Origin of the sequence: Paenibacillus sp. FSL R7-0345, assembly GCF_038595055.1 — a bacterium.
Lineage (GTDB): Bacteria > Bacillota > Bacilli > Paenibacillales > Paenibacillaceae > Paenibacillus_AQ.
Genome location: NZ_CP152002.1, coordinates 3,083,517 through 3,106,376 on the forward strand (window position 1 = coordinate 3,083,517; position 22,860 = coordinate 3,106,376).

The window sequence follows — 22,860 nt, forward strand, 5'->3', positions numbered from 1 at the left end:
TTGAGATTTCAACGAATGAATTGTGCAAAATCCAACTAAATGCCGGAGATGCCGTCTTGCCGGGCACCAATAGCAGTGGTGTCTTGGCCGATAGGGACAGGGCTTAGACTACACCCTGTGCCAGCATGGCATCTGCAACCTTCAGGAAGCCGGCGATGTTCGCCCCTGCAACAAGGTTGCCGGGCATGTCATATTCTTCGGCAGCACGGACGCTGCTGCGGTAGATGTTCTTCATGATCATGCGCAGGCGCTCATCCACTTCTTCAAATGACCAGGAGAGGCGCATGCTGTTCTGGCTCATCTCCAGGCCCGAGACAGCGACACCGCCTGCATTGGCAGCCTTGGCCGGTCCAAACAGGATTTCCTGCTCCAGGAAGTAATTGATCGCCGATAGGGTGGAAGGCATGTTGGCACCTTCACCGACTGCGATTACACCATTAGCTACGAGCGTGCGTGCCGCATTCTCGTCCAGCTCATTCTGTGTAGCACAAGGAAGGGCGATCTGGCAAGGAATCGACCAGATTCCTGTGCTGCCTTCAATATACTCAGCATGCGGATGTGCAGTAACGTACTCGCTGATCCGGGCGCGCTCCTGCTCCTTCAGCCGTTTAACCGTATCGAGATTGATACCCTGCGGATCATAGATGTAACCGCCGGAATCGCTGCAGGCCACAACCCGTGCCCCAAGCTGCTGCAGCTTTTCGATGGCATAGATGGACACATTTCCCGAACCGGAGACAACGACAGTCTGGCCCTGGAAGTCCTGTCCCTGTGCCGCCAGCATCTCCTGGACGAAATAGACAAGACCATAGCCGGTTGCTTCCTTGCGTGCCAGGCTTCCGCCGTACAGCAGGCCTTTACCGGTCAGCACTCCGGCTTCATGACCGCCGTGAATGCGTTTGTACTGTCCGAACATGTAACCGATCTCCCGTGCGCCTACGCCGATATCCCCTGCCGGAATATCCGTATCCTGGCCGATATGACGATGAAGCTCAGTCATAAAGCTCTGGGTAAAAGCCATCACTTCACGGTCCGATTTACCTTTTGGATCAAAGTCGGAACCGCCCTTGCCGCCGCCGATCGGCAGTCCGGTCAGTGCGTTTTTGAAAATTTGCTCAAAGCCGAGGAATTTGATGATGCCCAGGTAGACGGAAGGGTGGAAGCGGAGGCCGCCTTTATAAGGCCCGATGGCACTGTTGAACTGTACCCGGTAGCCGCGGTTTACCTGAACCTGGCCTGCATCATCAACCCAGGGTACCCGGAAGGAGATGGTGCGTTCCGGCTCAACCAGCCGCTCCAGAACGGCATTCGCCTCATATTGCGGATGGCGTGCCAGCACAGGGACCAGACATTCCAGAATTTCTTTGACCGCCTGATGGAATTCCTGCTCCAGCGGATCACGGCTGGTAACACTTTCGTAGACCTGGCGGACATAATTTGCGGCTGAGCCTGTTGCTTCTGCTGAGATAGTTGACACTTGAACGAACACTCCCTGTCTCTAATTAGGTTTCGATGGCGTATTGGCCATTGCTAAGAATTTAAATGAATTTTACTAAAACCTAACATGGTATTACCAATCAATTCTTTTTTGATAGCCAATCAAATAATTCTATAAAACTAACAAACAGTGTTATATTTATACAAACACAGCACGGTTGGCGTGCATTTTTATTAATAATAAATAAAAGGCAGATACAGCTCAGGAGAGCTACATCTGCCCTATAAAACCTTGCTTAATCCGTCTGGATAACCGATCCGCCGGCCGCTTTGCGCAGCCGGTTCATAATAGCGGAGCCCAGGCCGGAGTCCGGACAAGACTCGGCAATAATAAAGTCTGCCGAGACCTCATCAAAATAACGCAAAGCGCTGTAAAGCGTTCGCGCGCCCTCTTCAAGTGCCGCCAGATGGCCTAGTGAAACAATATGATCGGCGGCATTGTCTGAATAGCAGGCACGGTGCTCCTCGAACAGGAGCAGGCCGGTCTTCAGGCCGCGGGCGCGTGCTTCCAGCAGCAGCGCGGCTGCTGTTTCCGCTACACGCTGCTGCGATTCTCCGCTCACGATGGTGAGTGAGCCCTGCGGCGCATAATGCGTGTATTTCATGCCCGGCGAGCGCGGCGCCGGGCTGCTGCCTGCGCCGGCGTCAGCTCCGCCGGCCTGCACGGCTCCGCCGGGTTCCCCGGCTGGCGGAGCCGTGACTGCACCGGCTACTGCCGACAGCTGCTCGGCAGTAATCCCGCCCGGACGGAGGATGACGACGGTCCCGTCCGGCTGCACCTGGACAACCGTCGATTCCACGCCGACTCCGGTTGGCCCGTCATCGAGGACCCCGCCGATGTATCCGGCGAGGTCCTCCAGCACATGGGCAGCCGCCGTTGGGCTCGGCCGCCCGGAACGGTTGGCGCTCGGCGCTGCCACGGGGCAGCCGGAGCGCTCCAGCAGGGCCAGCGCTGCCGGGTGATCCGGCATGCGCACGGCAACGGTGTCCAGTCCCGCTGTTACACGCGGAGATAGGACACCGGGGCGCACCGGCAGCACCAGGGACAGCGGGCCGGGCCAGAAGGCATCCATCAGCGCAGCGGCGGCCGGATGGATGTCAGTGACAAGCCCGCCAAGCTGCTCCCGCTTGGCAATATGTACAATCAGCGGGTTGTCGGAGGGCCGGCCTTTGGCGGCGAATACAGCTTCAACCGCGGCAGTATTCCGTGCATCCGCACCGAGGCCGTAGACGGTTTCCGTCGGAAAAGCGACTGTTCCGCCGCCGGTAAGGATCGCGGCCGCTTCGGCAAGCGACTGCTGGTCTGCAGCAGAATACTGCCGGTCTGCACCTGAAATACCGGCAGATTCCAGCCGCCAGAAGCGGGTCTCACTGTATGGTTGTGTCCTTTTTTGGACAGCAAAGGATGAAGGGTCGGACTTCATAGTTACATCACGAACTTTCTGTTGGAATTTCTGTACAGCGGACTAAATCCGGTTCAGCTGATCCTGTAAATAGTAACATAACTTATCGTTAAATTACAGGCATTACCGTGTGTTCCCGCGACGGCAGATGAAGCTGATTTTTTACAGAAACGGTCATAAGGCTTGAAATGGGTACATTACTTTGGATGGAATATTACACGGACAAGCGGTTGATTTTTACGGTACATCCGCTGTGACCGGCGGTAAGCTGTATGTTCCGTATACCAGTGTGTTTAAGGCGCTTAGCGTAAAGGCGAACATGAGCCAGTCCAATCCTGATCCGAAATACAACAATAACCGCTTTACCGTATGGTCATTTGTATATGGTGATACCACCGTACACATCAAAACTACAGATCCGGCGCAGCTGTTCATTAACGGTAAAAAGTCAGCACAGGCGGTCAAACTGCATAGATATTCTGACACAACCCTGTTCCCGCTGCAGCAGCTCAGTGATCTGCTCGGTATACGCCTGGACTGGAATCAGGCCACTGGTGAAGTGCGGCTCGGAGGCTGAATAAACAATAGTGCCTCTATACAGAATGCCTTCGATTTTTCTCAAATTTAAATGAATTTAGGGTTGACACCACCTGACTGGCCGTGTAACATATGTAAAGTCGTCATGCTAATACCTTCAATATGTTCTCGTATAACCCCGCAGCCGTTAAGGCATGAAATAGGGCGGGGGTTTCTACAGGAAGCCTATTCTTCCTAACTACGATGATAAAGACGCTTTAAGTGGTCCTTATCCCGGAGTTAGGATTTTTTGCGTGCTGCGGCAATTCAGAAGTTCAAGATTCAGGAGGCCTATTTAACATGAAAGATATGAAATATTTAGTATCCGTGCTGATCGGAGCGATGAGCTACGGTATTCTGTCAACAATTGTAGTGCTGGCATACGGCGAGGGCTACAAGCTTGGTGAAGTGGTAGGTGCACAGCTGCTGACCGGCTGTATACTGGCCTGGCTGCTTGCTGCCTTCACCAAGGTGAGAGCAAGCCGCAAGCTGTGCAGCAGCGGAAACACACTTCCAGCAGGTAAGACGGCGTTTCAGGCGCTGACCTGGAAACGCCGGCTGCTGCTGATGCTGGCCGGAGCGCCGACTGTAGTAACAGGTCTGCTGTATTATCAGTCCCTGCGCTACATTCCGGCATCGCTGGCCATCATTCTGCTGTTCCAGTTCACCTGGATTAGCGTACTGATCCAGGCGGTCAGCAAACGGCAGCGTCCTGACAAAATCACGATGCTGACCCTGCTGCTGCTGTTCGGCGGCACGCTGCTGGCCGCCGGCATTCTGGGCCAGGGGACGTCACAGTTCAATCTGCTGGGGGTTGCGCTTGGGCTGCTGTCCGCTGTCAGCTACTCGATGTTCATTATTTTCAGCGGCAAAGCTGTTCCGGCAGCGCACCCGGCATACCGCAGCGCATGGATGGTCACCGGCGGCATGGTGCTGCTGTTCATTATGTTCCCGCCGCATTTTATCTTTAACGGTCTCCTGTGGGGACCGCTGCTGCTGTTCGGTTTCCTGCTGGGACTGTTCGGCGCGTTTATTCCACCGGTCATGTTCGCAATCGGAGTACCGCATATTGGCGGAGGAATGGCCGGAATTCTTGGCGCTGCCGAGCTTCCGGTAGCTGTACTGATGTCCTCGTTCGTGCTGAATGAGCATGTCAGCGGCCTGCAGTGGATCGGGGTTGTACTGGTTCTGCTGGGCGTTGTGCTGCCGGAGCTGTATAAGCTTCGCTGGAGAAATTCAGAGGCTGTTGCATCATAATGGCTCGTAATTAAAAAAAGAGGTGTCTCAAAAGCCGCATACGGCGGACTGAGGCACCTCTTTTTGCTGATTCAGCCCTGGAATTACTGCTTGCTGCTGCATAGTGCGATATAATTCAAATCTTTGCCTGCGTTATTGAAAAAGCTGTACATTTTTTGGAACTGCCCGCGGTTTTCCTTTTTCATGGCATTCCGGAAAATACGCAGCGTACCAAGCAGGCCTTCATCGCGGATCATGCCTTTGATGCTCATAAGTGACATTTGCCCGGTCGCATTATCGACCTTCTTGAAGCCGGCAGAGTAGAAGAGTCCTTCCCAATGGGCGACAGTCAGCGGTGTCACGTGTGTGGCACGATCCACCCGGAAGTAAAGAATCTTGCGGTTCGGGATAAGAAGAGATTACTCTTCTGTTCGCAAGAATCCGCCAATTCAAGCGTTAGCTAAGTGGGGAGAATTCAAGAATGAAATACAGGGCACCATCAGGGATTACGCCAGAAAGGATGTCATCTTCGGGCAGGAGGAGCTGCTCGATTCGGCAGGAATTATTCTGTACGGCAATGTACTGCTGTTTAAGGAGAATATCGCGGAGTCACGCTTTATTTTTTCTGAACTGGGAAGCGGGGATATTCTGGGGGAGACGGCGCTGCGCCTTGAGCAGGAGCCCAGCGGCTATGAGGCGGTAGCAGGATCAGACTGCAGGAGCCTGTTCATCCGGATTAACAGAATCATACGTCCGGGCCGTCAGACCTGCCAGCTGAGAGCGCGGATTATTGAGAATATGATGGTGCTGCTGGCAGCGGAAGAGCTCTCCCGGATGAAACTGTGATTCATCCATTCCATATATGTCCAATAGTCTCAATAGGCCAAATCATACAAACTACAGGAGGCTAAGACATGAAACGACTACAGAAAACTTTGGCGAAAACAGGCAGGGCTGTACTGCTGGGAGCGGCTATAACCCTTGCGGGAGGCACGTTTACGGCAGGGGCGCAGCCGGTCTCTGCGGCATCAGCAGCTGACGCCCAGGCAGTCTACAATCAGTTCCGTAAATATGTCAGCAATCCGTCGAGCCTGGCTCAGGCACGCAAATATCTGATCAACCATATTGATGAAGCCGGCTCCTGGTACGCAACCGTAATGACGCTGCAGCTGGAAAATGCCCAAAAGGCGGAGCTGGGGCGGTTCTCGGAAAAGATCTATCCGGAACGTGTGCAGAAGGTGCTAATGGAAGCTGACATCACCAATGATCTGACCTATACACAGCTGCTGCAGCGGATAAAGGATACAGGAGTCCGCCGGCTCATCGAAGAGACCTGGGATAAAGGGTATAAGCTGGAGAGCAGTGAAGGCATGTATTATCCGGTGATGCACTATGAAGGATTTAAGGTATTTAAGCCGTATATCGGCAAAGATATCTCGGCCTATATTGATATCATGGCAACAGAGAGCAATAAACCGGCAACTTTTGATGCTGCTGTCGTAATAAGCTGGGATGAGCTGGTCGGCAGAGCGGCAATCATGAGTGATTTTGTACAGGATTATCCAAAATCAAACCGCAATGCCGCTGTAAAGGAGGAACTATCCTATACTCTTCCTATGGTGCTGCTGGGAGCAGATAATACCCCTGCCTATGATTACGAGACCAATGAACTTGACCCTGAGCTCCGTCGGGCCTACGACGATGTCCTGCAGGAGGGTCCCGGTGACAATAAAGTGCTGAATATCATCGCCAAGCTGATTCCGCTGCTGGATGCTTCCGGAAATAAACATACTGAAGAGGTTTCAGCCTATCTGGAGCAGGTGGTAGAGAGTTATACTGAACGCTGATCTATTAAAAAGGCAAAAAGTAGCTGTCGTTAGCAGGCAGCTCTTTTTAGTCAATAAACAAGAATAAAGTCCGGGTTTACGTTTTAATTCATTATTTTAGATTGTTTCAGCCAGTCTCCATCAGGGTATTAGATAGTTTAATGTCCTGGGCAGCTTTAGGATAATATCATCAGGAGGTATTTGTTCGTGTCTATACATACTTATTTAACTAAACCGCTTCTCACCGGGGCTCTAATGCTGGCATTAACCGCCTGCAGCTCAGCCGCCGAGCCGGAGCAATCCGGTTTAGACAGCCTGCAGGAGCGTACGGCTGTACTGGAACAGGAGCTTGCCATGCAAAAGCAGCAGATTGCGGAGCTGGAGCAGCAGCTTGCTGCACTGCAGGCAGAGGGCATAGCCGCTCCGTTGCCATCTTCTGAAGCCAGTCCCTCCACCGGAACTTCCGGAAACGGGCCGGCAGGCCAAGGTGATGATGTAAGGATTACCTTTGCGCAATATCAGCAGCTCAGCATCGGTATGACCTATGATGAGGTGCGTGCAATCATCGGCGGAGACGGCCAGGCGCTAAGTGAATCTGAAGGGATGATCGTTTATTCCTACTTGGGTTCCGCGTATACAGGAGGCAATGCCGTGCTTACCTTTTCTGAAGGCAAGCTGCTGAACAAGGCACAGAGCGGCCTGAAATAAAAAAAAGGACTGAACAGCATGCCCGTAAGGGGAATGGTTCAGTCCTTTTTTGATATAAAAAAATACCTTGTTTGTGAATAAAGTGTGACATTTATAAAATTAGTATCTCTATTATACCATAAAATTACATAAAAATCAAGTATTGTTTGTTGGGATGGCTGGATGATACAACTGGAGTGAGGTGATAAAAGGATGAAAAATAGAAGCTTTACAGCCCTTGTCAGCGCGTTTGCCAGAGCCTTTCATGCTGAGCATAATCAGCATCCCGTTTTTAACGACAGTCTTGCCCGGACAATGCTGACAGACGAGGAGTATCAGAACATCGGATTCCATATGTCGCAAGGAATAGGGTTCTTTTTACCGGACTTCAGGGGTTCACAGGAAGAAGCGCTGCGCACAGTTGTTGATTACCAGCTGTCACCGTCAGCGCTTGGCCGGGCAGCCTTTGCCGAGCAGGCGCTGCAGAATGCGGTGATGCTGGGAGCAGGCCAGTATCTGATCCTTGCGGCCGGGTATGACACGTTTGCTTACCGCCAGCCGGATTGGGCAGAGCCGCTGCAAATCTATGAGGTTGATCATCCGGTAACCGCAGAAGATAAACGGCAGCGGGTTGATGCATTCCCCCAAGCCGGGCCGGCCAACCTGCATTATGTTCCAGCGGATTTAGCCGAGCCGGGCTGGGAGAGGGGGCTGCTGGCTGCACCGGAATTTGATTCGGCGAGAATTACCTTCAGCAGCCTGCTGGGCATCAGCTACTACCTGACCACGACCGAATTTAAGCAGCTGCTGTCTGTGCTCGCAGAGCTGCTTCCAGCCGGAAGCAGCTTTGTCTTCGATTATCCTGACGGGCATACCTTTACTCCTTTGGCAGGGGAACGGACACAGAAGCAGATTATGCTTGCTGAACAAGCAGGCGAGCCAATGCAGGCAAGCTATACTTATGACGAACTTGAGCAGCTGCTGGAGGAGTGCGGCCTTTTAATCTACCGCCATCTGACTCCGGCGGAAATCACCGGGGAGCTGTTTCAGACTTACAATGACAGCCAGCCGGAGCATAAACTCAGTGCGTTCGACAACGTTAATTACTGCCTGGCGGTTAAAAGGTAACCTGCCGGAACCGGTGTTTAGCAGTTCGTCCATGTTATTTGCCCGAAAAGTCCATGTTCAAAGCCTGCGGATTTCTCTATCATTACTACTATGATAATGATTATCATTATTAACAAAATCAAGTTTGGAGAGTGGTAGCAGGCTATGAAGAAGAGAATTACGGGTATGGTACTTGCCGGGGTAATGGCACTGGGGATCGGTTCTGCAGCAAGCGTGAGTGCAGCTCCAGTCAACGTTGCAAAAGCCGCAACGGCCACGCAGAAGATTACTTATAAAGGCAAGGTCTATACGGTACCGGCCAAGACTGACAATATTGTTATCGCCGGTGCGCTTGAAGCGATGGAAGATGCGCTGGTGTTGAACTTCAAGCCAAAGGGTATGATTACAGTCGGGGGTAAATTCCCTGCATTATTCTCGAAAATTTCAACCGGAGTGAAGGGAATCGGCGAAAAAACAGAGCCTGACTTTGAAGCCATCCTCAAGCTCAAGCCTGATGTTATTCTGGGCACCACCAAGTTCCCGGCTGAAACGACCGAGAAGCTGTCGAAGATAGCAACTACCATCCCTGTCTCCCATATCGCCACAGACTGGATGGACAACCTCAAGCTGCTTGCGAAGCTGACAGGTAAAGAAAAGGAATCAACAGCAGCTATCGTGAAATACCAAAATGAATTGAAGGTTGCCAAAGCTAAGCTTGCACCAAAATTGAAAGACAAGAAAGCAGTAGCGGTACGCATCCGCAGCGGCAACCTGTTCCTGTATCCTAAGGATGTCTTCTTCAACCGTTCCCTGTATGCTGATCTTGGTGCAGCAGTGCCGAAGGAAATTCAGCCGGTAAAAGCACAGCAGAACATTTCGCTGGAAGCCTTCGCGGCGATCAACCCGGATTACCTGTTTGTGCAATTCTCTGCGGATGAGAATGCAGACAACCCTAAAGCGCTGGAAGATCTGCAGAAGAACGCAATCTGGAAGAGCCTGAAAGCTGTTAAGAGCGGAAACGTATATGTCAATCTGGTGGACCCGCTGGCTCAAGGCGGAACAGCGTTCAGCAAATTCTCGTTCCTGGAAGCTTTGATGAAGACCAAGCTGTACACAGGCAAATAAAAAGAGTTCGCCCCATTTTTTAGCAATAGTGCAGGGAGCCGCTGGCCGGCTCTCTTTTTTTACTGCAAAAATAAAAAAAATCAGAATAAAGAAGATTCTTTTACAAAAACCAGTATTCGATTAGCTATTTCTATGGTACAATTTAACTAATTTGTCGAAAAAGCTCGCATGAGGGCGAATCGTAACAAAGCGGGGATGCTGCCGCTTCATTACCGGATTCCCGGAGAAAGCCTGCCAGGTCAATTTCCTGCTGGTTATTCCCTGGATTCAAACGGCAAAGCCAGCAAATTACATCAAGAAAGCGGTGTTTAGATGAGTAGCAGATTTAATGGGAAAGTAGCAGTCGTGACTGGAGCAGGAAGCGGGATCGGACGGGCTGCGGCCCTGAAGCTTGCCAGTGAGGGTGCATCTGTGGTCTGTGTGACTATTTCCGAGTCGGGAAAATCTACTGTCCGTGAAATCACTGAACAGGGCGGAGAAGCGCTCTTTATCCAGGGCGACGTATCCAAGGAGCCGGTTGTACAGGGCATTATTAAAGAGACGATCGAACGCTACGGTAAAATTGACTGCCTGTACAATAACGCGGCAATTACCGGTGACAATACGCTTGTCGTAGATTACCCTGTAGAAACGTTCGAAAAAGTTCTTGCTACTAACCTTATCAGCCAGTTCATGATGATGAAATATGCGCTTCCGCACATGTCAGCAGGTTCATCGATTCTAAACTGCGCTTCCCTTCACGGAACGATCGGGATGGCCGGCGATGCCGCTTATTCCGCAAGTAAGCATGCTATTATCGGCTTGACCAAATCCGTGGCAGCCGAGGTGGGTCACCTCAATATCCGGGCCAACGTGCTTGCACCAGGACCTGTACCGACAGTGATGATGGGCCGTTACGAGCGTCTTCTGTCTGACGATGTGGAAGGTCTGCAGTCGGCAATTGCCTCCGGGACTGCTCTGAAGCGTTATGGAACTCCGGAAGAAGTAGCGAATTTTGTCTGCTTCCTGCTGAGTGACGAGGCGGCATTTATTACCGGTACTGTTCACCTGATCGACGGTGGCTATTCAGCTACCAAATAGCAGCTTTTCCTGACAGAAAAATGTATATTGTTAAACACATTAATTATATTCATAATTCTCTTAACAATGCTTAAACAAAAACCGATATTAAATCATATCTACATATGATTTGATACTATATTTGGAGGAATCAGCATGCCGTTCACAATGGAAGTTAATACTCAGAAAAATCAAGTGGTTGTAAAAGCAATGGGTCTTACCGAAGCAGATGTACCTTCCTATATCTCCGAGTTTGAAAAAGCAATGAAACAGCTTAAACCGGGCTTCACCGGAATTACAGATGTAACAGGTTCCCCGACAATCCTGTCCCCTGAAGTGGCTGCAATGCTTGCTCCTACAGGCGAAATGGCTGTTGCCAACGGTCTTGGCGGCTGGGTATATGTAGCTAACTCCCCGATCTGGAAAATGCAGATGAAGAGACTCTTCGGAAGCTTTGCTGTACACTATCCGACTTATGAGGAAGCAGATGCTTACCTGCAGAGCCTGAAAAAATAAAGTGTTCATTTACAGGAAGGCCCTTCGGGGCCTTTTTTTTATGCCGTAAATGCCAGATAGTTTGCGTAACCATCCTGCTTATAGTCCGTATTAGGATAAAAAAGCCTGCTCCATGGTATCCCAACAGAAGGATTGCAGCTGATTTATAACAAATAAGAGCCGAGGGTTGTGCATCATATGAATGAAGACTTCAGGATAACAGCATCAGAAGAGTATAGTAACGCAGAGCGGAGAGCACTCGGATACTTTACTTCACTCTATAACCAGGTTATAGATAGATCGTACATCACAGCACTGACAGAAGATCTTCAGCTATGGAAAAGAAATCACTTACAGCGGTTCAACGGGCTGTCCCTTTTCTCCAGGGCCGGCCGTAAACCGGATACCCGGGATTTTTACCGGTACATTCAATGGCTTAAAGCGACAGGCAAGCTGAATGAATATCTGAACCGCAGCATCTCCTATATGTATATGAGAGATTTAGGCAAGGATCTGAATGCCCCGCAAGCGCAGCGGCGGATTCAGCGTATGGCTGATGACATGAGCCGTATGCTGCTGAAGCCGCCAAGCCGCAGCGGGGCTGCCCGGCCGGAGTTTATGAACCTGGCAGAGGTGTACCGCTGGGCACAGAAGGAAGGTATTGAAGAGGCAATAATCTGGCTGTTCCGGAAATTGCGGGCGGTTGCTGCCCATATTCCCGAGGGGATGAGTGCCGAGCATGCCCAGCGCAAGCTGATCAAGATTATTATCGGGGTCGTCCTGCATGTCATGGAGGAAATGGATGACCAAACAGCGCCTGAGGAGCGGTCCCGCAGACTGGATGCCTCACTGAGGATTGGTTATTCCTATGGTCTGACTTACCCGTTCGTGGACGATCTGCTGGACTCGCAGATTCTTACTCCCTCCGAACAAGAGCGGTATTCCGCCTTAATCGAAGCTGCATTATTGACCGGGGAAGTGCCCGGGCTTGGCGAGTGGAGCGGGCAGAACCTGCAGCTGATCCAATATATCCATAAAGAGCTGACGGAAGCATTTGTCTATATCAGGGAGTATCAGCGGGAGGAGAACCGGCAGGTCTTTTTTGCCCAGTCCTATGTCTTTTTTCAGGCTCAGGATGTTGACCGTGTCAAGCTGCTCACACAGGCGGGGTACACTAACGAGGAGCTCTATATCCCCGTCATTCTGAAATCCTCTTCGTCCCGGCTGATTGCCCGCTCAGTCATCGATGCTCAACCGGATGATGGTTTTGCGGAGCGGACCTTTTTCTTCGGCATCTATAATCAGCTGGCGGATGATTTTGCCGATATGGAACAGGATCTCAGGGATGGAGCGGTCACTCCCTATACCTATTATATGCAATATCATCAGCAAAGGCCTGATCTGATTAATCCTTTTGAAGTTTACTGGGCGGTGGTATCCAACCTGATTCATACCGTGTACCGTTCAGATTCCAAGGCGCGTGAGGTCATCCTGGACCGGGCGGTCAACGGGCTTAAACGCTACAAGGAACGTGCAGGTGCGGTGAAATATAAGGAGACGATGATGCTTTTTGCCGGCGGCATGCCGGAGTTCAACCGCATTTTGCAGAAAATGGTCAGCAAAGCGGTTGACGTGGACTTTTTTGACAAGCTGCTGCGTGACGGATTAATGGAGCAGCTCAAAACGGATGCCCGCGAGCAGGAGGAGTTCAGCAGCACCTTCAAAAAGGTCCGGTCGCTGATTAACAAGGAGCTTACATTTAGAAGCCCGCAGGGCATGCCGGTCATGCAGGAACGGCTGATTCATGCAGCCAATTATAGCCTGGAAGGTGACGGGAAGCGGGTACGTCCCATCCTGACCTGGGTCATGGGCGTGAACGGATACGGGCTGGAGTCCGCGGCAATCCTGCCTTTATTGCGGTCGCTGGAGTATATGCATACTGCATCACTGATTTTTGATGATTTGCCTTCACAGGATAACGCCCCGACCCGCAGGGGACGCGAGACGCTGCATCAGGTTCAGAGCAGTGCGGTAGCTGAATTAACCGGACTCTATATGATCCAGCAGGCTACCCTGCAGCAGGCCTCCCTTAAACGCTTCAAGCCGGAGACGGTGCTCGCCCTGATTCGTTATTCGGCGCAAAAGGCCGCGGATATGTGTACGGGGCAGATGATGGATCTGGATTCCAAAGGCATGGAGCTGAACCTGGAACAGCTGAACAGAGTATGTTTTTATAAAACCGGAGTTGCTTTTGAGGCTTGTCTGGTGATGCCGGCGATGCTGGCGGAGGCGGATGAATCGGAGATCGAAGCGCTCAAGCGGTTTGCCTACCATATGGGCATTGCTTTTCAGATCAGGGATGATCTGCTCGATGTGGAAGGGGAGGCGGGGGTGCTCGGCAAGCCGGCCGGCAACGATGCCGTTAACAACCTGTCGAATTTCGTCTCGATTCTGGGGCTGGATGGAGCCGCCAAGGAGATGTGGCAGCATTATTGCCTGGCAAGTGATGCGTTAAAAGAAATTCCCCGCAACATCACCTTCCTGAAGCATTTACTGAATTATGTGGTGCACCGGGAGCGTTAATAAAGGTGTTACCTAAAAAGCGTAAGCCCGCATTTTTTGCGGGCTTTTGGTGTTTTATTGGATGCTTACGGATGCTTATGGAGGAGCCTGCGGTTACAGAAGCATCCGCTGAACCTCGTCCACAATCAGCTGCGGCTCTGTATACATAATCATATGCCCGGAACGCCGGGCCTCGACGAGCCGGCTGCCGGTATGTCCTGCCGCAGACTTCCTATGAGCTTCATGCAGTACAGGCCGGGTCTTTTTCTCCATCCGCGAAATATGGGTGCCGGAGATGAGGGTCAGGGGGATACTGCCAAGCTGCACCGGCTGGTCCAGCAGATTTTTCAGATCACGCAGAAAGTCTCTGCCCTCAGCAAGGATGGTTTTACCCGCCTGCATCGTAAAGTCCTCACGCTTGTGATCAGCATAGACCTGTGCAGGCTGAACCCTGCCGGGTCTGCTCCCGATCAGCTTGTACAGGCCGCTTTTCATCATCAGCGGTACGAGGAAGTCCATTCTTCCATAGTGCTTCGCAGCCGCCGCGTCAAAATACATGCTGCAGTTTTCGTCTGTCGGATCGACCAGAATAAGCCCGCGGATCAGGCCGGGGTCAAGCGAAGCAGCGGCAGTACGTACAATTGGGCCGCCCCAGCTGTGGCCAACAAGGATAAACGGTCCGCTGCCAAGCTGCTGCAGCAGGAAGACCAGATCCCTGGTTATTCTGGCCAGCGTCCGGGGAGCCGGGTCTGGTTCACTGCGGCCGCTGCCTGCCCGGTCATAAACGACGGCGCGTGCACCGTTAATCTGCGGCTGCACGAGTCCCCAGCATGACCTGGACATACCCATGCCGGATTCAAACACCACAGTGACTGCTCCGCTGCCTTTTTCCATGTAATGAAGCTTGCGTCCGTCAGGTGTTTCTATGTAATGGCTGGTTCCAAATGGATGTGCCTCTGTACCCGGCATGATCGTCTCCCCTGTCAATTAAGAATGATTATCAATTGGTTTCATTGTAAGCGAAGGGGAGGGAATGGACAAGCGTTGTTATGTATATAGAAAAACAGAGCGGAGGCTTGGATGAAGCCAGGCTCTGTTTCAACCTGCTCAATAAATGGAAATCAGTTCTTTCGTATATTCATGCCTTTCCGCAGCGAACATCTCCTGCCTGGCGAACCCGTCAACAAATTGCCCTTCACGCATAACCAGTATGCGGCTGCTCATCCGGCTGACCGCAGCCAGATCATGGGAAATGAACAAATAAGCCAGCTTGAGCTTGCGCTGAAGCTCCTCCAGCAGCGTGAGAATAGCGCCTTGGGATAATACATCCAGACTCGCTGTCGGCTCATCGAGCACAATCATCGCCGGCTCGATGCTGATCGCCCTGGCTATGGTTACCCGCTGCTTCTGCCCGCCGCTCAGCTCATGAGGATAACAGCCGGCGAAAGAAGAGGGCAGCTCTACTGCTTCCAGCAGCTCATTAATAAATGCGGAGCGGGAAGTACAGCTGAAATAGGAGTGCTGCATGTGGCGGCCGTATTGGTTATACGGGTCCAGCAGACTGTCTTTGATGCGCAGCCGCGGATTAAGGGCAGCCGCCGGATTCTGGAATACAATCTGCATATCCCGGCGGTACGGGTTCAGCTGCTTCTCATTCAGCTGCTGGATCGGCTGCCCCTTAAAGATGATGCTGCCGCCGGTTATAGGTTCGAGGCGCAGCAGGCAGCGTGCCAGGGTGCTTTTTCCGCAGCCGCTCTCACCGACCAGGCCAAGGCACTCGCCCGGGTTCAGACTGAAGCTTACACCGCGGATGGCATGTTTGCCGCCCTTATATTCTTTGGTCAGCTGTTCTACCGACAGCAGAGGTGTGCTCATAGACCCGCCTCCTGCAGTCCCGACGGCAGGCGGGTCAGCACCGGGGCAGCAGATATCAGCTGGCGCGTGTACTCATGCCGCGGATGATCAAGCACCTTGTGCGTTCCGCCGGATTCTACAATCCGGCCTTCTTTCATTACGGCAATCCGGTCGGTATGCCGGCGGACATGCCGCCAGTCGTGAGTGATGAACAGAATGGAGCAGCCTGTCTCCAGCCGAAGCGAATTCAGCAGGCTTAGTACACGATGCCCGCTGACACTGTCGAGGGCTGTAGTAGCCTCATCCGCGATCAGCACATCCGGTGAGAACAGCAGAGCCAGCGCGATGGCGGCCCGCTGCAGCTGGCCGCCGCTAAGCTGGAAGGGATAACGTCCGGCCAGGCCTCCTTCAAGCCCGACGGATTCCAGGGCAAGAGCGGTGCGGCTGCGGGCCTCTTTAAGGTGCTCTTTATCATGGATAGCAATGGCTTCGCTGAAATGCTGGCCGATCGTGCGGAAGGGGGCAAAGGCAGCCTGATAGTCCTGAAAAATATAAGCCAGCTTCCGGCCCAGCACCTTCCTGATCTGCCCGCGGCTCATTGCCGCCAGCTCGGTATCGCCTAACCGGATGCTGCCTTCAGCGGACAGGTTGGGCGGCAGCAGCCGGCCGGCACTGCGGGAGAGCAGGCTTTTGCCGCTGCCGCTCTGGCCGACCAGGGCATGCCATTCTCCCGGCAGAACATTTAAAGATACACGGTCAACGAGCACCCGCGAACGGCTTCGTATTGTAACCTCATCAAAGTGCAGCATTATCCGCGCACCTCCTTTTTAACATCGTAATGATCTCTCAGTGCATCGCCCAAAATAGTGACGCACAGCACGACAAGCACAATCGCCAGTCCGGGGTAGAGCATCAGCTCCGGGGCAAGCTGGAAGTAGGGCCTGGAATCGTTCAGCATCGCTCCCCATTCCGGTGTCGGCGGCTGTACGCCAAGCCCGATATAGGACAGTGAGGAGATCAGCAGAATGACCTTGCCCAGATCAAGGCTGGCCAGCACCAGTACCTGTCCGGCAATATGCGGCAGCAGATGCCTGCTGAGCATTCTGGCCGGAGACAGGCCGCTAACACGGGCAGCGAGCATATAGTCCTGCCGGGATTCGGTGATAACCGTTGTGCGCACTACCCGGGCATAGCTGACCCATTTGACCATTACAATGGCAATGATCATGCTGTGCAGGCCTGGTCCCAGCAGTCCGCTTAATACAATGACGACGATCATATCCGGAAAAGCGAGGAAGCCGTCGGCAATGCGCATGAAGCTGCGGTCCAGCCAGCCGCCCCGGTACCCGGCAATCATTCCGGCTGCCGTGCCGATAACAAGTGCTGCTGCCAGAGCAAGCAGGCTGTAACCGATCGTCTGCTGCCCGCCCAGCATCAGCCGGGTCAGCACGTCACGGCCCAGATGGTCCGTTCCCAGCGGATGAGAGGGGCTTGACCCCTGCAGGCGCATGCCGAGATCCGTCAGTGTGGGATCATAGCGGAGAATAAAAGCGGTATAGATATAAACCAGCAGCAGGAGAGCAGCGAATAGGGCTGCTGAGCCGAGCCGGAGCTTTATACTGAGACTGGCCTGCGGCTGCTTTAACAAGCGTATCATTCCTGCATTCCTCCTCCTTTTAGTCTGAGTTCAGGCTTCAAATAGCGGTTCAGCAGATCAACTCCTGTATTAACAGCAAACACTGTAATAGCCATAATAAGAATATAGCCCTGAATTACCGGATAATCGCGCTGGCGGATGGAATCCACAATCAGTTTGCCGATGCCGGGATATGCGAACAGCACCTCAATGACGACGACTCCGCCGATCAGGCTGCCGAGGCTGACCCCGAACACGGTGATAACCGGCGGCAGGCTGTGGCGGAAGGCATAAGACCAGAAAATCCGCCACTCCGGAATGCCGCGTGCTCTGGCGGAGACAATGAATTCCTCCCCGAGCGAGTCCAGCAGGCTTGCGCGCAGCAGCCGGAGATAGAGGCTGGAAATCGCCAGGCCAAGTGTGAGGGAGGGCAGGATCATGGACAGGAATCCGCCGCGTCCCATTGTGGGGAGCCAGCCCAGCTGGACGGCAAACAGGTCAATCAGGATCAGCCCGAGCCAGAAGCTGGGCACGGCGGCGCCGATCACAGACAGAGAGCGGCTGAGCTTGTCCAGCCAGCTCTCACGGTAAAGCGCAGACAGGGAAGCCAGCGGCAGGGTGAGTATCAGCATTACCGCCAAAGAGCCTAAGGTCAGCTCCAGAGTAGCCGGCAGACTGGCGGCGATCAGCTCAAAGGCCGGCTCGCCTGTGGCATAAGACTTCCCGAAGTCCAGCTGTACAAACCGGAACAGCCACTGGCCATACTGAACGATAAGCGGCTCATTAAAGCCCATTTCCTCGCGCAGCGCCTCGATTTGTTCCTGGCTGACCGAGAGCTCATCGACGTTCAGGATGGTCAGCGCTGGATCTCCGGGAGCAAGCCGGATGAACAGAAAGCTGATAAAGGTTATAAACAGCAGAAACAGGGCGACCTCCAGAAACTTGCGGGAAATAAGCCGCAGCATTAATCCAGAATATCCAGTTCATTAGTAATCATGTAATACTCGCTCCGGGTCGTCACCCAGTTCTTAACCTTATCCTTGTTATAAGCGACAATGGTGGACGGGTGAAGAATAAAGGAGTTGATCATCTGCTCATGGACATAGCTGGCAGCCTGTTCTGCTAACATAGCACGTTCATCAGCGCCTACCGTCTGGTTCAGCTTATCGATAATAGCGGTCAGCTCCGGCTGTTCAGCCCCGCTGAAATTAAGGGCACCGTCCGGATGATAGGTAGCGTTCAAATAATAACCGGCATCTCCGCGCGGTGCGGTCAGGTTACTGTAGGTAGCCAGATCCCAGTCGCGGTTCGAGGCCATATAATCCTCCGGCGTATCAATCTGGCGGATTTCAACCGCCATTCCGATCCGCTTTGCGTCGGACTGGAACACCTGGGCAATCAGCGGCAGGTCAGCTCGGGCGCTGTATGTAAGCAGTACAAGCTGAAGCGGCTCGCCGTTCTTTTGCATCACCCCGTCCTGCAGGGTGTAGCCTGCTTCATTTAAGTATTGGACAGCCGCAGCTTCCCCGCTTGGACCCGGTTCAAAAGAGGGGGCAAACGGCAGGGAAGGCAGAAAAGGACCTTTGGCAGCTTCACCATAGCCGAGCAGGATAGTATCGACAATCTCCTGCCGGTTGATCAGCGCATCCACTGCCCGGCGGACCCGGACATCCTGCATGCTGGCGCGTTCCATGTTCATCGTCATCTGATGCACACGGAAGGTCGAAGTAGCTTCCACTTCAATTCCTGCCTGGGCGCGCAGCACTTCGAGGCTCTCCACTTCAGGACGGTAGACAATATCCACCTGGCCGGACTGGAGAGCAAGCGTCCGGGCATTGGCATCCTCATTGAAGGAGAAGGTGACGGAATCAAGCTTGGAAGCTCCGTCCCAGTAAGCATCATAGCGCGCAAGCTCCAGCTTGCTGCCCGGGGCGAAGGAGGTAAGCTTGAACGGGCCGGTGCCGGTAATCCGCTGGTTGAAATCCTCCTCGGTCACATCAATGATGGACACATTCGGATTGACCAGCTCGCTGATGAACTCCGGAAAGGGCCGGGTTGTCGTTATTTGCAGCTGATTGCCATCAGCTGCAATCTGTCCGATGTTGAGCGCATTACGGATGGCGACGTTCTCAGTCATGGCCCGCTCCAGCGATGCTTTTACAGCTGCACCGTCCATTGCTCTGCCATTGTGAAACGTGATGCCTTCCCGCAGGTTAATGGTCCAGTGGACACCGTCTTCACCTTCCCAGGTTTCGGCGAGCCACGGAACGACCTTGAGCTGTTCTTCGTCCAGCTTGACCAGTGTCTCGGTAATACCGGCACGCAGCGGGACATAGCTGGAATCGACATGCGGATCAAGTGAGCGGGTGGAGAAATTGTACAGGAAGTGAATATGCTTTTTATCTGCAGGTTGGTTGGATGCACTCTGTGAAGCTTCTGAACAGGCGCTTAATAGAGTCACTAGAATGAGCATAGGCAGACTCAGACAGAGCCGGAAGGCAGTGCGGGAGGAGAAAAAACGCAGCGGAGACAGTTGTGTAATCCTTTTCATGATGCACCCTCTTAATTAGTAATAGTTACGAATAAAGATATTATCGTAATAATTACGAATAATCAAGAATTAATTTCAGTGAGGTGTTTCAAGTGATCTGGAGAAATCGTTGATTGCACAGCACTCTGGAGCTCGCTTCCGGCAGTGAAAAACGGCAAGGTGACCTTTATCGACTCTATGTGGAACTATGATGATATGCTGACCAGCGGCATGCTGGTAGATGAATTCCCGGGCATGCTTGCGAAATAACAGGTGGAAATTTAACTATGTTAATCATACACGGAATCACAGCCTTCTCTGCGGAGAGGGCTGTTTTTTTGCGAAATGAAGGGCAAAAATGCCTTTGATTTTGGCTCGCGAAGCCTAATGGACGAAATGAAGGGCAAAAAATGCCTTTGATTTTGGCTTGCGAAGCCTAATGGACGAAATGAAGGGCAAAAATGCCTTTGATTTTGGCTTGCGAAGCCTAATGGGCGAAATGAAGGGCAAAAATGCCTCTGATTTTGGCTAGTGGGGCGCAATGGGCGAAATGAAGAGCATAAGTGCCTTTGATTTTGGCTCGCTCAATATAAAAAAATGTGGATAGCGTCTTCAGAAGAGCCCGAATGTTCACCGGTTAGGGTGATTTTGTGCCGTCTTAGTATCGACAAAACGGTCTACAAGTTGTAAACTGTTGAAAACAGGAGGTCTACAGATTGTAAACCCCAAGGAGCTGAATATATTGAAGGCAGTAAAGCTGACGGAAACAGAGGCCAGACTGGCAGAGCTGATCTGGAAGGGGGAGCCGCTGCCCTCCGGGGAGCTGGTGAAGCTGTGCGAAGCCGAGCTGGGCTGGAAGAAATCGACGACTTATACCATGCTGAAGCGGCTGGAGGGGAAAGGGGTGTTCATTAATGAAGACGGTACGGTGTTCTCGCGGATCAGCAAGGAGGATTTCCATGCTGATCAGAGCAAACAGTTCGTGGAAGAGACTTTCGGGGGATCGCTGCCGCGCTTCCTGGCTGCATTTACGCGCAGCCGCAAGCTGGAGGACAAGGAGATTGACGAGCTGCTGAAGCTGATCCATGAGAAGGAGGAGGAATAGGGATGACAGCTTTTTTTCAGACCCTGCTGCAGATGAGCATTGCCGGAAGCTATGTCATTCTGCTCGTACTGATTGCCAGGCTTCTGCTTAGAAAAGCACCCAAAATACTCTCCTATATTCTCTGGTTCGCGGTGCTGTTCCGGCTGCTCTGTCCGTTGTCCTTTGAAACACCCTATAGCCTGCTGCCTGAATTGGGAAAGGGCAATCTGCAGTCAGCCGGAGGCGGAGAACAGGCTATAATACAGCCGCCTGCGGATTCAGAGGCAGAGCCTGCAGGAACTGCAGGCGTTACGGAAGCAGGCACTGCTGGCGGTACTACTGCAGATGAAAACGGCGTGGCGGCGGGTTCTGCTGTAACGGGGATGGCTGGTACAATATCTGCTGCAACCGCTGCTAAATCATCCTCAGCAGAACGCTGGCAGACTGCCGCAGGTTATACCTGGCTCGGCGGATGTGCAGTTATGCTGGCCGGCGGCCTCATCTCAGCCATCCGGCTTAACCGGCGGCTGAAAGCGGCACGGCATGAGGGAGGCCGCATCTATGTGTGGAACGGAGCCGAGACTCCATTCGTGTTCGGCCTGCTTAGGCCCCGCATCATATTGCCTGAAGGTCTTGGGGAACATGAGCGAGGCTATATCATCCGGCATGAACAGGTTCATATCAGCAGGCTTGACCATCTGGTGAAGCTGGCCGCTTTTGCAGCGATCTGCCTGCACTGGTTCAACCCGCTGGTCTGGCTGGCCGTCCGTTTCATGGATGAAGATATGGAGAAATCCTGTGATGAGGCGGTCATCCGGCAGCTGGGCAGCGGGATCAAGAAGGAGTATTCAACCTCTCTGCTGGCACTGTCCACCGGAAAAACATTTACAGGCCGCACTCCGCTCGCTTTCGGTGAGAACAGTACAAAAGGACGGATCAGGAACATTCTGAATTACCGGAAGCCTTCCTTCTGGGCAGTTACATCTGCGGTAGCGTTAGTAGCTATTACCGTTGCAACCGCCGTTTTAACAGGGAATATACGCTCACAAAAGATGACCGAAGCAGATTATGCCAAGCAATATATAGAAGAGCAGATAGCCGGGATAGAGAACAGAATAACCGGTGCAGTCATTGCAGACAGTGAAATAACTCTGTTTGAGCTGGCTGGCCGGGTAGAGGGGCTGCTGGCTGAGCCGCTGGAGCTGTGGCGGCTGGAATACCGGCTGGAGCCGGAGGACATCAGCAGGCTGCCGCTGGCCGGCGGAATGAACGAGGTTGACGGTAAAATTACTGAGGATAGCGGAATGGGCAAGCCGTTTCTGGTTTTTGCTTATGAAGGAGATAAACCGCGTTATGAGGGGGTTATCTGGAGCGGGGAATACGATCTTGGCACACCAGCCGGACGGGAAACAGCCTTGCAGGTCTTTTTTGAAGGCAAAGGGCTGCTGGAACATGAAACCTACAGCGGTAATCATGCGATCGCGAAGTTTGTGATGTCGGATGGAACGACTGCCCATCTGCTGCTGTCCCAGCCGGCTGTGCAGGGCGGTTCCGGCATCTGGGTTGTTGAACGCTGGAAAGACGGCAACGGTTATGAGTATTACGAGACTCCGGATACTTCTCAGCCGTCCGCAGAGTACTTTGCAGGACTACAGGAGGAAGCAGACCAGGGGCACCAGACAGCTGAACTGCTGGACCCAGCGCAGGCAGCGGCCGCATTTATACAGAATGAGCTTGGCTGGAACCTTACCAAGGAGCAGATTGAACTGCAGTTTCCCGCAACAGCTGCAGATTTCACTATATCCCCTGTAAGTAAGCTGCTGGGCTATGTTAGCGGGATGACTCTGACGGAGCCCGGGTTTAAGTTCGATAATGTAGAGTGGCTGACAGATGATGAAGATCCGGCCCGGCTGCAGAGGCTGGGTATTGATCCGGAACGTGATATGCCGGGAGGCTTCTACATCCTGAATAAGCTTGCCGTTAACGATCCGCTGGAGCTGTCGGAAGAAGCGGAGTTTGCTATTATAGACGGCGCTGTACCGAAAACAGTCAGCAAAGCTGAATTTGTAGCGCGGCTGGAATTAATGGCCGGGTCCGGGATGCTGTGCACCGTTACAACACAGGACGGCAAAGTCCTCGGGATAGCAGAGAGGTATCTGCCATAATGTAAAAAGCCGGTCCAC

The 22,860-nt window shown here is 52.8% G+C and carries 21 protein-coding genes and 1 riboswitch; of the genes, 12 read left to right on the plus strand and 9 right to left on the minus strand.

Going from position 1 to position 22,860, the window contains the following annotated elements; all coding sequences use genetic code 11:
- Positions 1–103: 103 nt before the first annotated feature.
- Positions 104–1,477 carry an NADP-specific glutamate dehydrogenase gene (gdhA, locus tag NST84_RS13060; protein ID WP_342565982.1) on the minus strand — a complete coding sequence of 458 codons (1,374 nt, stop codon included), beginning with the start codon at positions 1,475–1,477 and terminating at the stop codon, positions 104–106.
- A gap of 256 nt (positions 1,478–1,733) precedes the next feature.
- Complete coding sequence (locus NST84_RS13065) at positions 1,734–2,921, minus strand: L-threonylcarbamoyladenylate synthase (protein WP_342565983.1); 1,188 nt, start codon at positions 2,919–2,921, stop codon at positions 1,734–1,736.
- A gap of 181 nt (positions 2,922–3,102) precedes the next feature.
- On the opposite strand from NST84_RS13065, the gene NST84_RS13070 reads away from it, so the two are divergent.
- Positions 3,103–3,477, plus strand: a complete 375-nt coding sequence (locus tag NST84_RS13070) for a stalk domain-containing protein (RefSeq protein WP_342565984.1) — start codon at positions 3,103–3,105, stop codon at positions 3,475–3,477.
- Positions 3,478–3,585: 108 nt separating this feature from the next.
- Positions 3,586–3,698, plus strand: a riboswitch (purine riboswitch).
- An 87-nt stretch (positions 3,699–3,785) separates the two neighbouring features.
- Positions 3,786–4,733, plus strand: a complete 948-nt coding sequence (locus NST84_RS13075) for a DMT family transporter (protein ID WP_342566419.1) — start codon at positions 3,786–3,788, stop codon at positions 4,731–4,733.
- Positions 4,734–4,816: 83 nt separating this feature from the next.
- On the opposite strand, the gene NST84_RS13080 is transcribed toward NST84_RS13075, so the two are convergent.
- Entirely contained in the window at positions 4,817–5,092 is a 276-nt protein-coding gene (locus NST84_RS13080) for a hypothetical protein (RefSeq protein WP_342565985.1), read from the minus strand.
- Positions 5,093–5,108: 16 nt separating this feature from the next.
- Here NST84_RS13080 and NST84_RS13085 point away from each other — a divergent pair, with 16 nt between their 5' ends.
- The 8 genes from NST84_RS13085 (at position 5,109) to NST84_RS13120 (ending at position 13,594) form a co-directional block, all read left to right on the plus strand.
- Positions 5,109–5,558, plus strand: coding sequence for a cyclic nucleotide-binding domain-containing protein (locus NST84_RS13085; RefSeq protein WP_342565986.1), 450 nt, complete (start codon positions 5,109–5,111; stop codon positions 5,556–5,558).
- A gap of 68 nt (positions 5,559–5,626) precedes the next feature.
- Entirely contained in the window at positions 5,627–6,559 is a 933-nt protein-coding gene (locus NST84_RS13090) for a hypothetical protein (protein ID WP_342565987.1), read from the plus strand.
- A gap of 186 nt (positions 6,560–6,745) precedes the next feature.
- Positions 6,746–7,246, plus strand: coding sequence for a hypothetical protein (locus NST84_RS13095; RefSeq protein ID WP_342565988.1), 501 nt, complete (start codon positions 6,746–6,748; stop codon positions 7,244–7,246).
- Positions 7,247–7,438: 192 nt separating this feature from the next.
- Positions 7,439–8,353 carry a class I SAM-dependent methyltransferase gene (locus tag NST84_RS13100; protein WP_342565989.1) on the plus strand — a complete coding sequence of 305 codons (915 nt, stop codon included), beginning with the start codon at positions 7,439–7,441 and terminating at the stop codon, positions 8,351–8,353.
- A 144-nt stretch (positions 8,354–8,497) separates the two neighbouring features.
- The gene (locus NST84_RS13105) at positions 8,498–9,457 is read left to right on the plus strand and encodes an ABC transporter substrate-binding protein (RefSeq protein ID WP_342565990.1); all 960 of its coding nucleotides are present in this window, start codon (positions 8,498–8,500) and stop codon (positions 9,455–9,457) included.
- A 312-nt stretch (positions 9,458–9,769) separates the two neighbouring features.
- The gene (locus NST84_RS13110) at positions 9,770–10,537 is read left to right on the plus strand and encodes an SDR family oxidoreductase (protein ID WP_342565991.1); all 768 of its coding nucleotides are present in this window, start codon (positions 9,770–9,772) and stop codon (positions 10,535–10,537) included.
- A gap of 147 nt (positions 10,538–10,684) precedes the next feature.
- Complete coding sequence (locus NST84_RS13115; protein WP_342565992.1) at positions 10,685–11,032, plus strand: hypothetical protein; 348 nt, start codon at positions 10,685–10,687, stop codon at positions 11,030–11,032.
- A 177-nt stretch (positions 11,033–11,209) separates the two neighbouring features.
- A complete protein-coding gene (locus NST84_RS13120; protein WP_342566420.1) occupies positions 11,210–13,594 on the plus strand; it encodes a polyprenyl synthetase family protein in 2,385 nt (794 codons plus the stop codon).
- 93 nt (positions 13,595–13,687) lie between these two features.
- Here NST84_RS13120 and NST84_RS13125 read toward each other — a convergent pair whose 3' ends face one another.
- The 6 genes from NST84_RS13125 to nikA all read right to left on the minus strand — a co-directional run bounded on the left by NST84_RS13125 (position 13,688) and on the right by nikA (position 19,536).
- Positions 13,688–14,542, minus strand: coding sequence for an alpha/beta hydrolase (locus tag NST84_RS13125; protein WP_342565993.1), 855 nt, complete (start codon positions 14,540–14,542; stop codon positions 13,688–13,690).
- A gap of 138 nt (positions 14,543–14,680) precedes the next feature.
- Positions 14,681–15,448, minus strand: a complete 768-nt coding sequence (locus tag NST84_RS13130) for a dipeptide/oligopeptide/nickel ABC transporter ATP-binding protein (RefSeq protein WP_342565994.1) — start codon at positions 15,446–15,448, stop codon at positions 14,681–14,683.
- Positions 15,445–16,236, minus strand: a complete 792-nt coding sequence (locus tag NST84_RS13135; protein ID WP_342565995.1) for an ABC transporter ATP-binding protein — start codon at positions 16,234–16,236, stop codon at positions 15,445–15,447. Before NST84_RS13135 ends, NST84_RS13130 begins: the two co-directional genes overlap by 4 nt.
- Positions 16,236–17,084: a nickel transporter permease gene (gene nikC / locus NST84_RS13140; protein ID WP_342565996.1), complete on the minus strand. Its 849-nt coding sequence runs from the start codon at positions 17,082–17,084 to the stop codon at positions 16,236–16,238. Before nikC ends, NST84_RS13135 begins: the two co-directional genes overlap by 1 nt.
- Positions 17,081–18,028 carry a nickel ABC transporter permease gene (gene nikB, locus NST84_RS13145; protein WP_342565997.1) on the minus strand — a complete coding sequence of 316 codons (948 nt, stop codon included), beginning with the start codon at positions 18,026–18,028 and terminating at the stop codon, positions 17,081–17,083. The genes nikC and nikB overlap by 4 nt, the downstream gene beginning before the upstream one ends.
- Positions 18,028–19,536, minus strand: coding sequence for a nickel ABC transporter substrate-binding protein (gene nikA / locus NST84_RS13150; RefSeq protein ID WP_342566421.1), 1,509 nt, complete (start codon positions 19,534–19,536; stop codon positions 18,028–18,030). Before nikA ends, nikB begins: the two co-directional genes overlap by 1 nt.
- A gap of 799 nt (positions 19,537–20,335) precedes the next feature.
- Here nikA and NST84_RS13155 point away from each other — a divergent pair.
- Positions 20,336–20,698, plus strand: a complete 363-nt coding sequence (locus NST84_RS13155) for a BlaI/MecI/CopY family transcriptional regulator (protein WP_342565998.1) — start codon at positions 20,336–20,338, stop codon at positions 20,696–20,698.
- 2 nt (positions 20,699–20,700) lie between these two features.
- On the plus strand, positions 20,701–22,842 hold the full coding sequence (locus tag NST84_RS13160; RefSeq protein WP_342565999.1) for a M56 family metallopeptidase: 2,142 nt from the start codon (positions 20,701–20,703) through the stop codon (positions 22,840–22,842).
- Positions 22,843–22,860: the final 18 nt, after the last annotated feature.

Coding starts and splice junctions, on each gene's coding strand:
- NST84_RS13065 (WP_342565983.1), bottom strand. CDS start 2,921: ATGAAGTCCGACCCTTCATCCTTTGCTGTCCAAAAAAGGACACAACCA.
- NST84_RS13075 (WP_342566419.1), top strand. CDS start 3,786: ATGAAATATTTAGTATCCGTGCTGATCGGAGCGATGAGCTACGGTATT.
- NST84_RS13090 (WP_342565987.1), top strand. CDS start 5,627: ATGAAACGACTACAGAAAACTTTGGCGAAAACAGGCAGGGCTGTACTG.
- NST84_RS13100 (WP_342565989.1), top strand. CDS start 7,439: ATGAAAAATAGAAGCTTTACAGCCCTTGTCAGCGCGTTTGCCAGAGCC.
- NST84_RS13105 (WP_342565990.1), top strand. CDS start 8,498: ATGAAGAAGAGAATTACGGGTATGGTACTTGCCGGGGTAATGGCACTG.
- NST84_RS13110 (WP_342565991.1), top strand. CDS start 9,770: ATGAGTAGCAGATTTAATGGGAAAGTAGCAGTCGTGACTGGAGCAGGA.
- NST84_RS13115 (WP_342565992.1), top strand. CDS start 10,685: ATGGAAGTTAATACTCAGAAAAATCAAGTGGTTGTAAAAGCAATGGGT.
- NST84_RS13120 (WP_342566420.1), top strand. CDS start 11,210: ATGAATGAAGACTTCAGGATAACAGCATCAGAAGAGTATAGTAACGCA.
- NST84_RS13125 (WP_342565993.1), bottom strand. CDS start 14,542: ATGCCGGGTACAGAGGCACATCCATTTGGAACCAGCCATTACATAGAA.
- NST84_RS13130 (WP_342565994.1), bottom strand. CDS start 15,448: ATGAGCACACCTCTGCTGTCGGTAGAACAGCTGACCAAAGAATATAAG.
- NST84_RS13135 (WP_342565995.1), bottom strand. CDS start 16,236: ATGCTGCACTTTGATGAGGTTACAATACGAAGCCGTTCGCGGGTGCTC.
- nikC (WP_342565996.1), bottom strand. CDS start 17,084: ATGATACGCTTGTTAAAGCAGCCGCAGGCCAGTCTCAGTATAAAGCTC.
- nikB (WP_342565997.1), bottom strand. CDS start 18,028: ATGCTGCGGCTTATTTCCCGCAAGTTTCTGGAGGTCGCCCTGTTTCTG.
- nikA (WP_342566421.1), bottom strand. CDS start 19,536: ATGCTCATTCTAGTGACTCTATTAAGCGCCTGTTCAGAAGCTTCACAG.
- NST84_RS13160 (WP_342565999.1), top strand. CDS start 20,701: ATGACAGCTTTTTTTCAGACCCTGCTGCAGATGAGCATTGCCGGAAGC.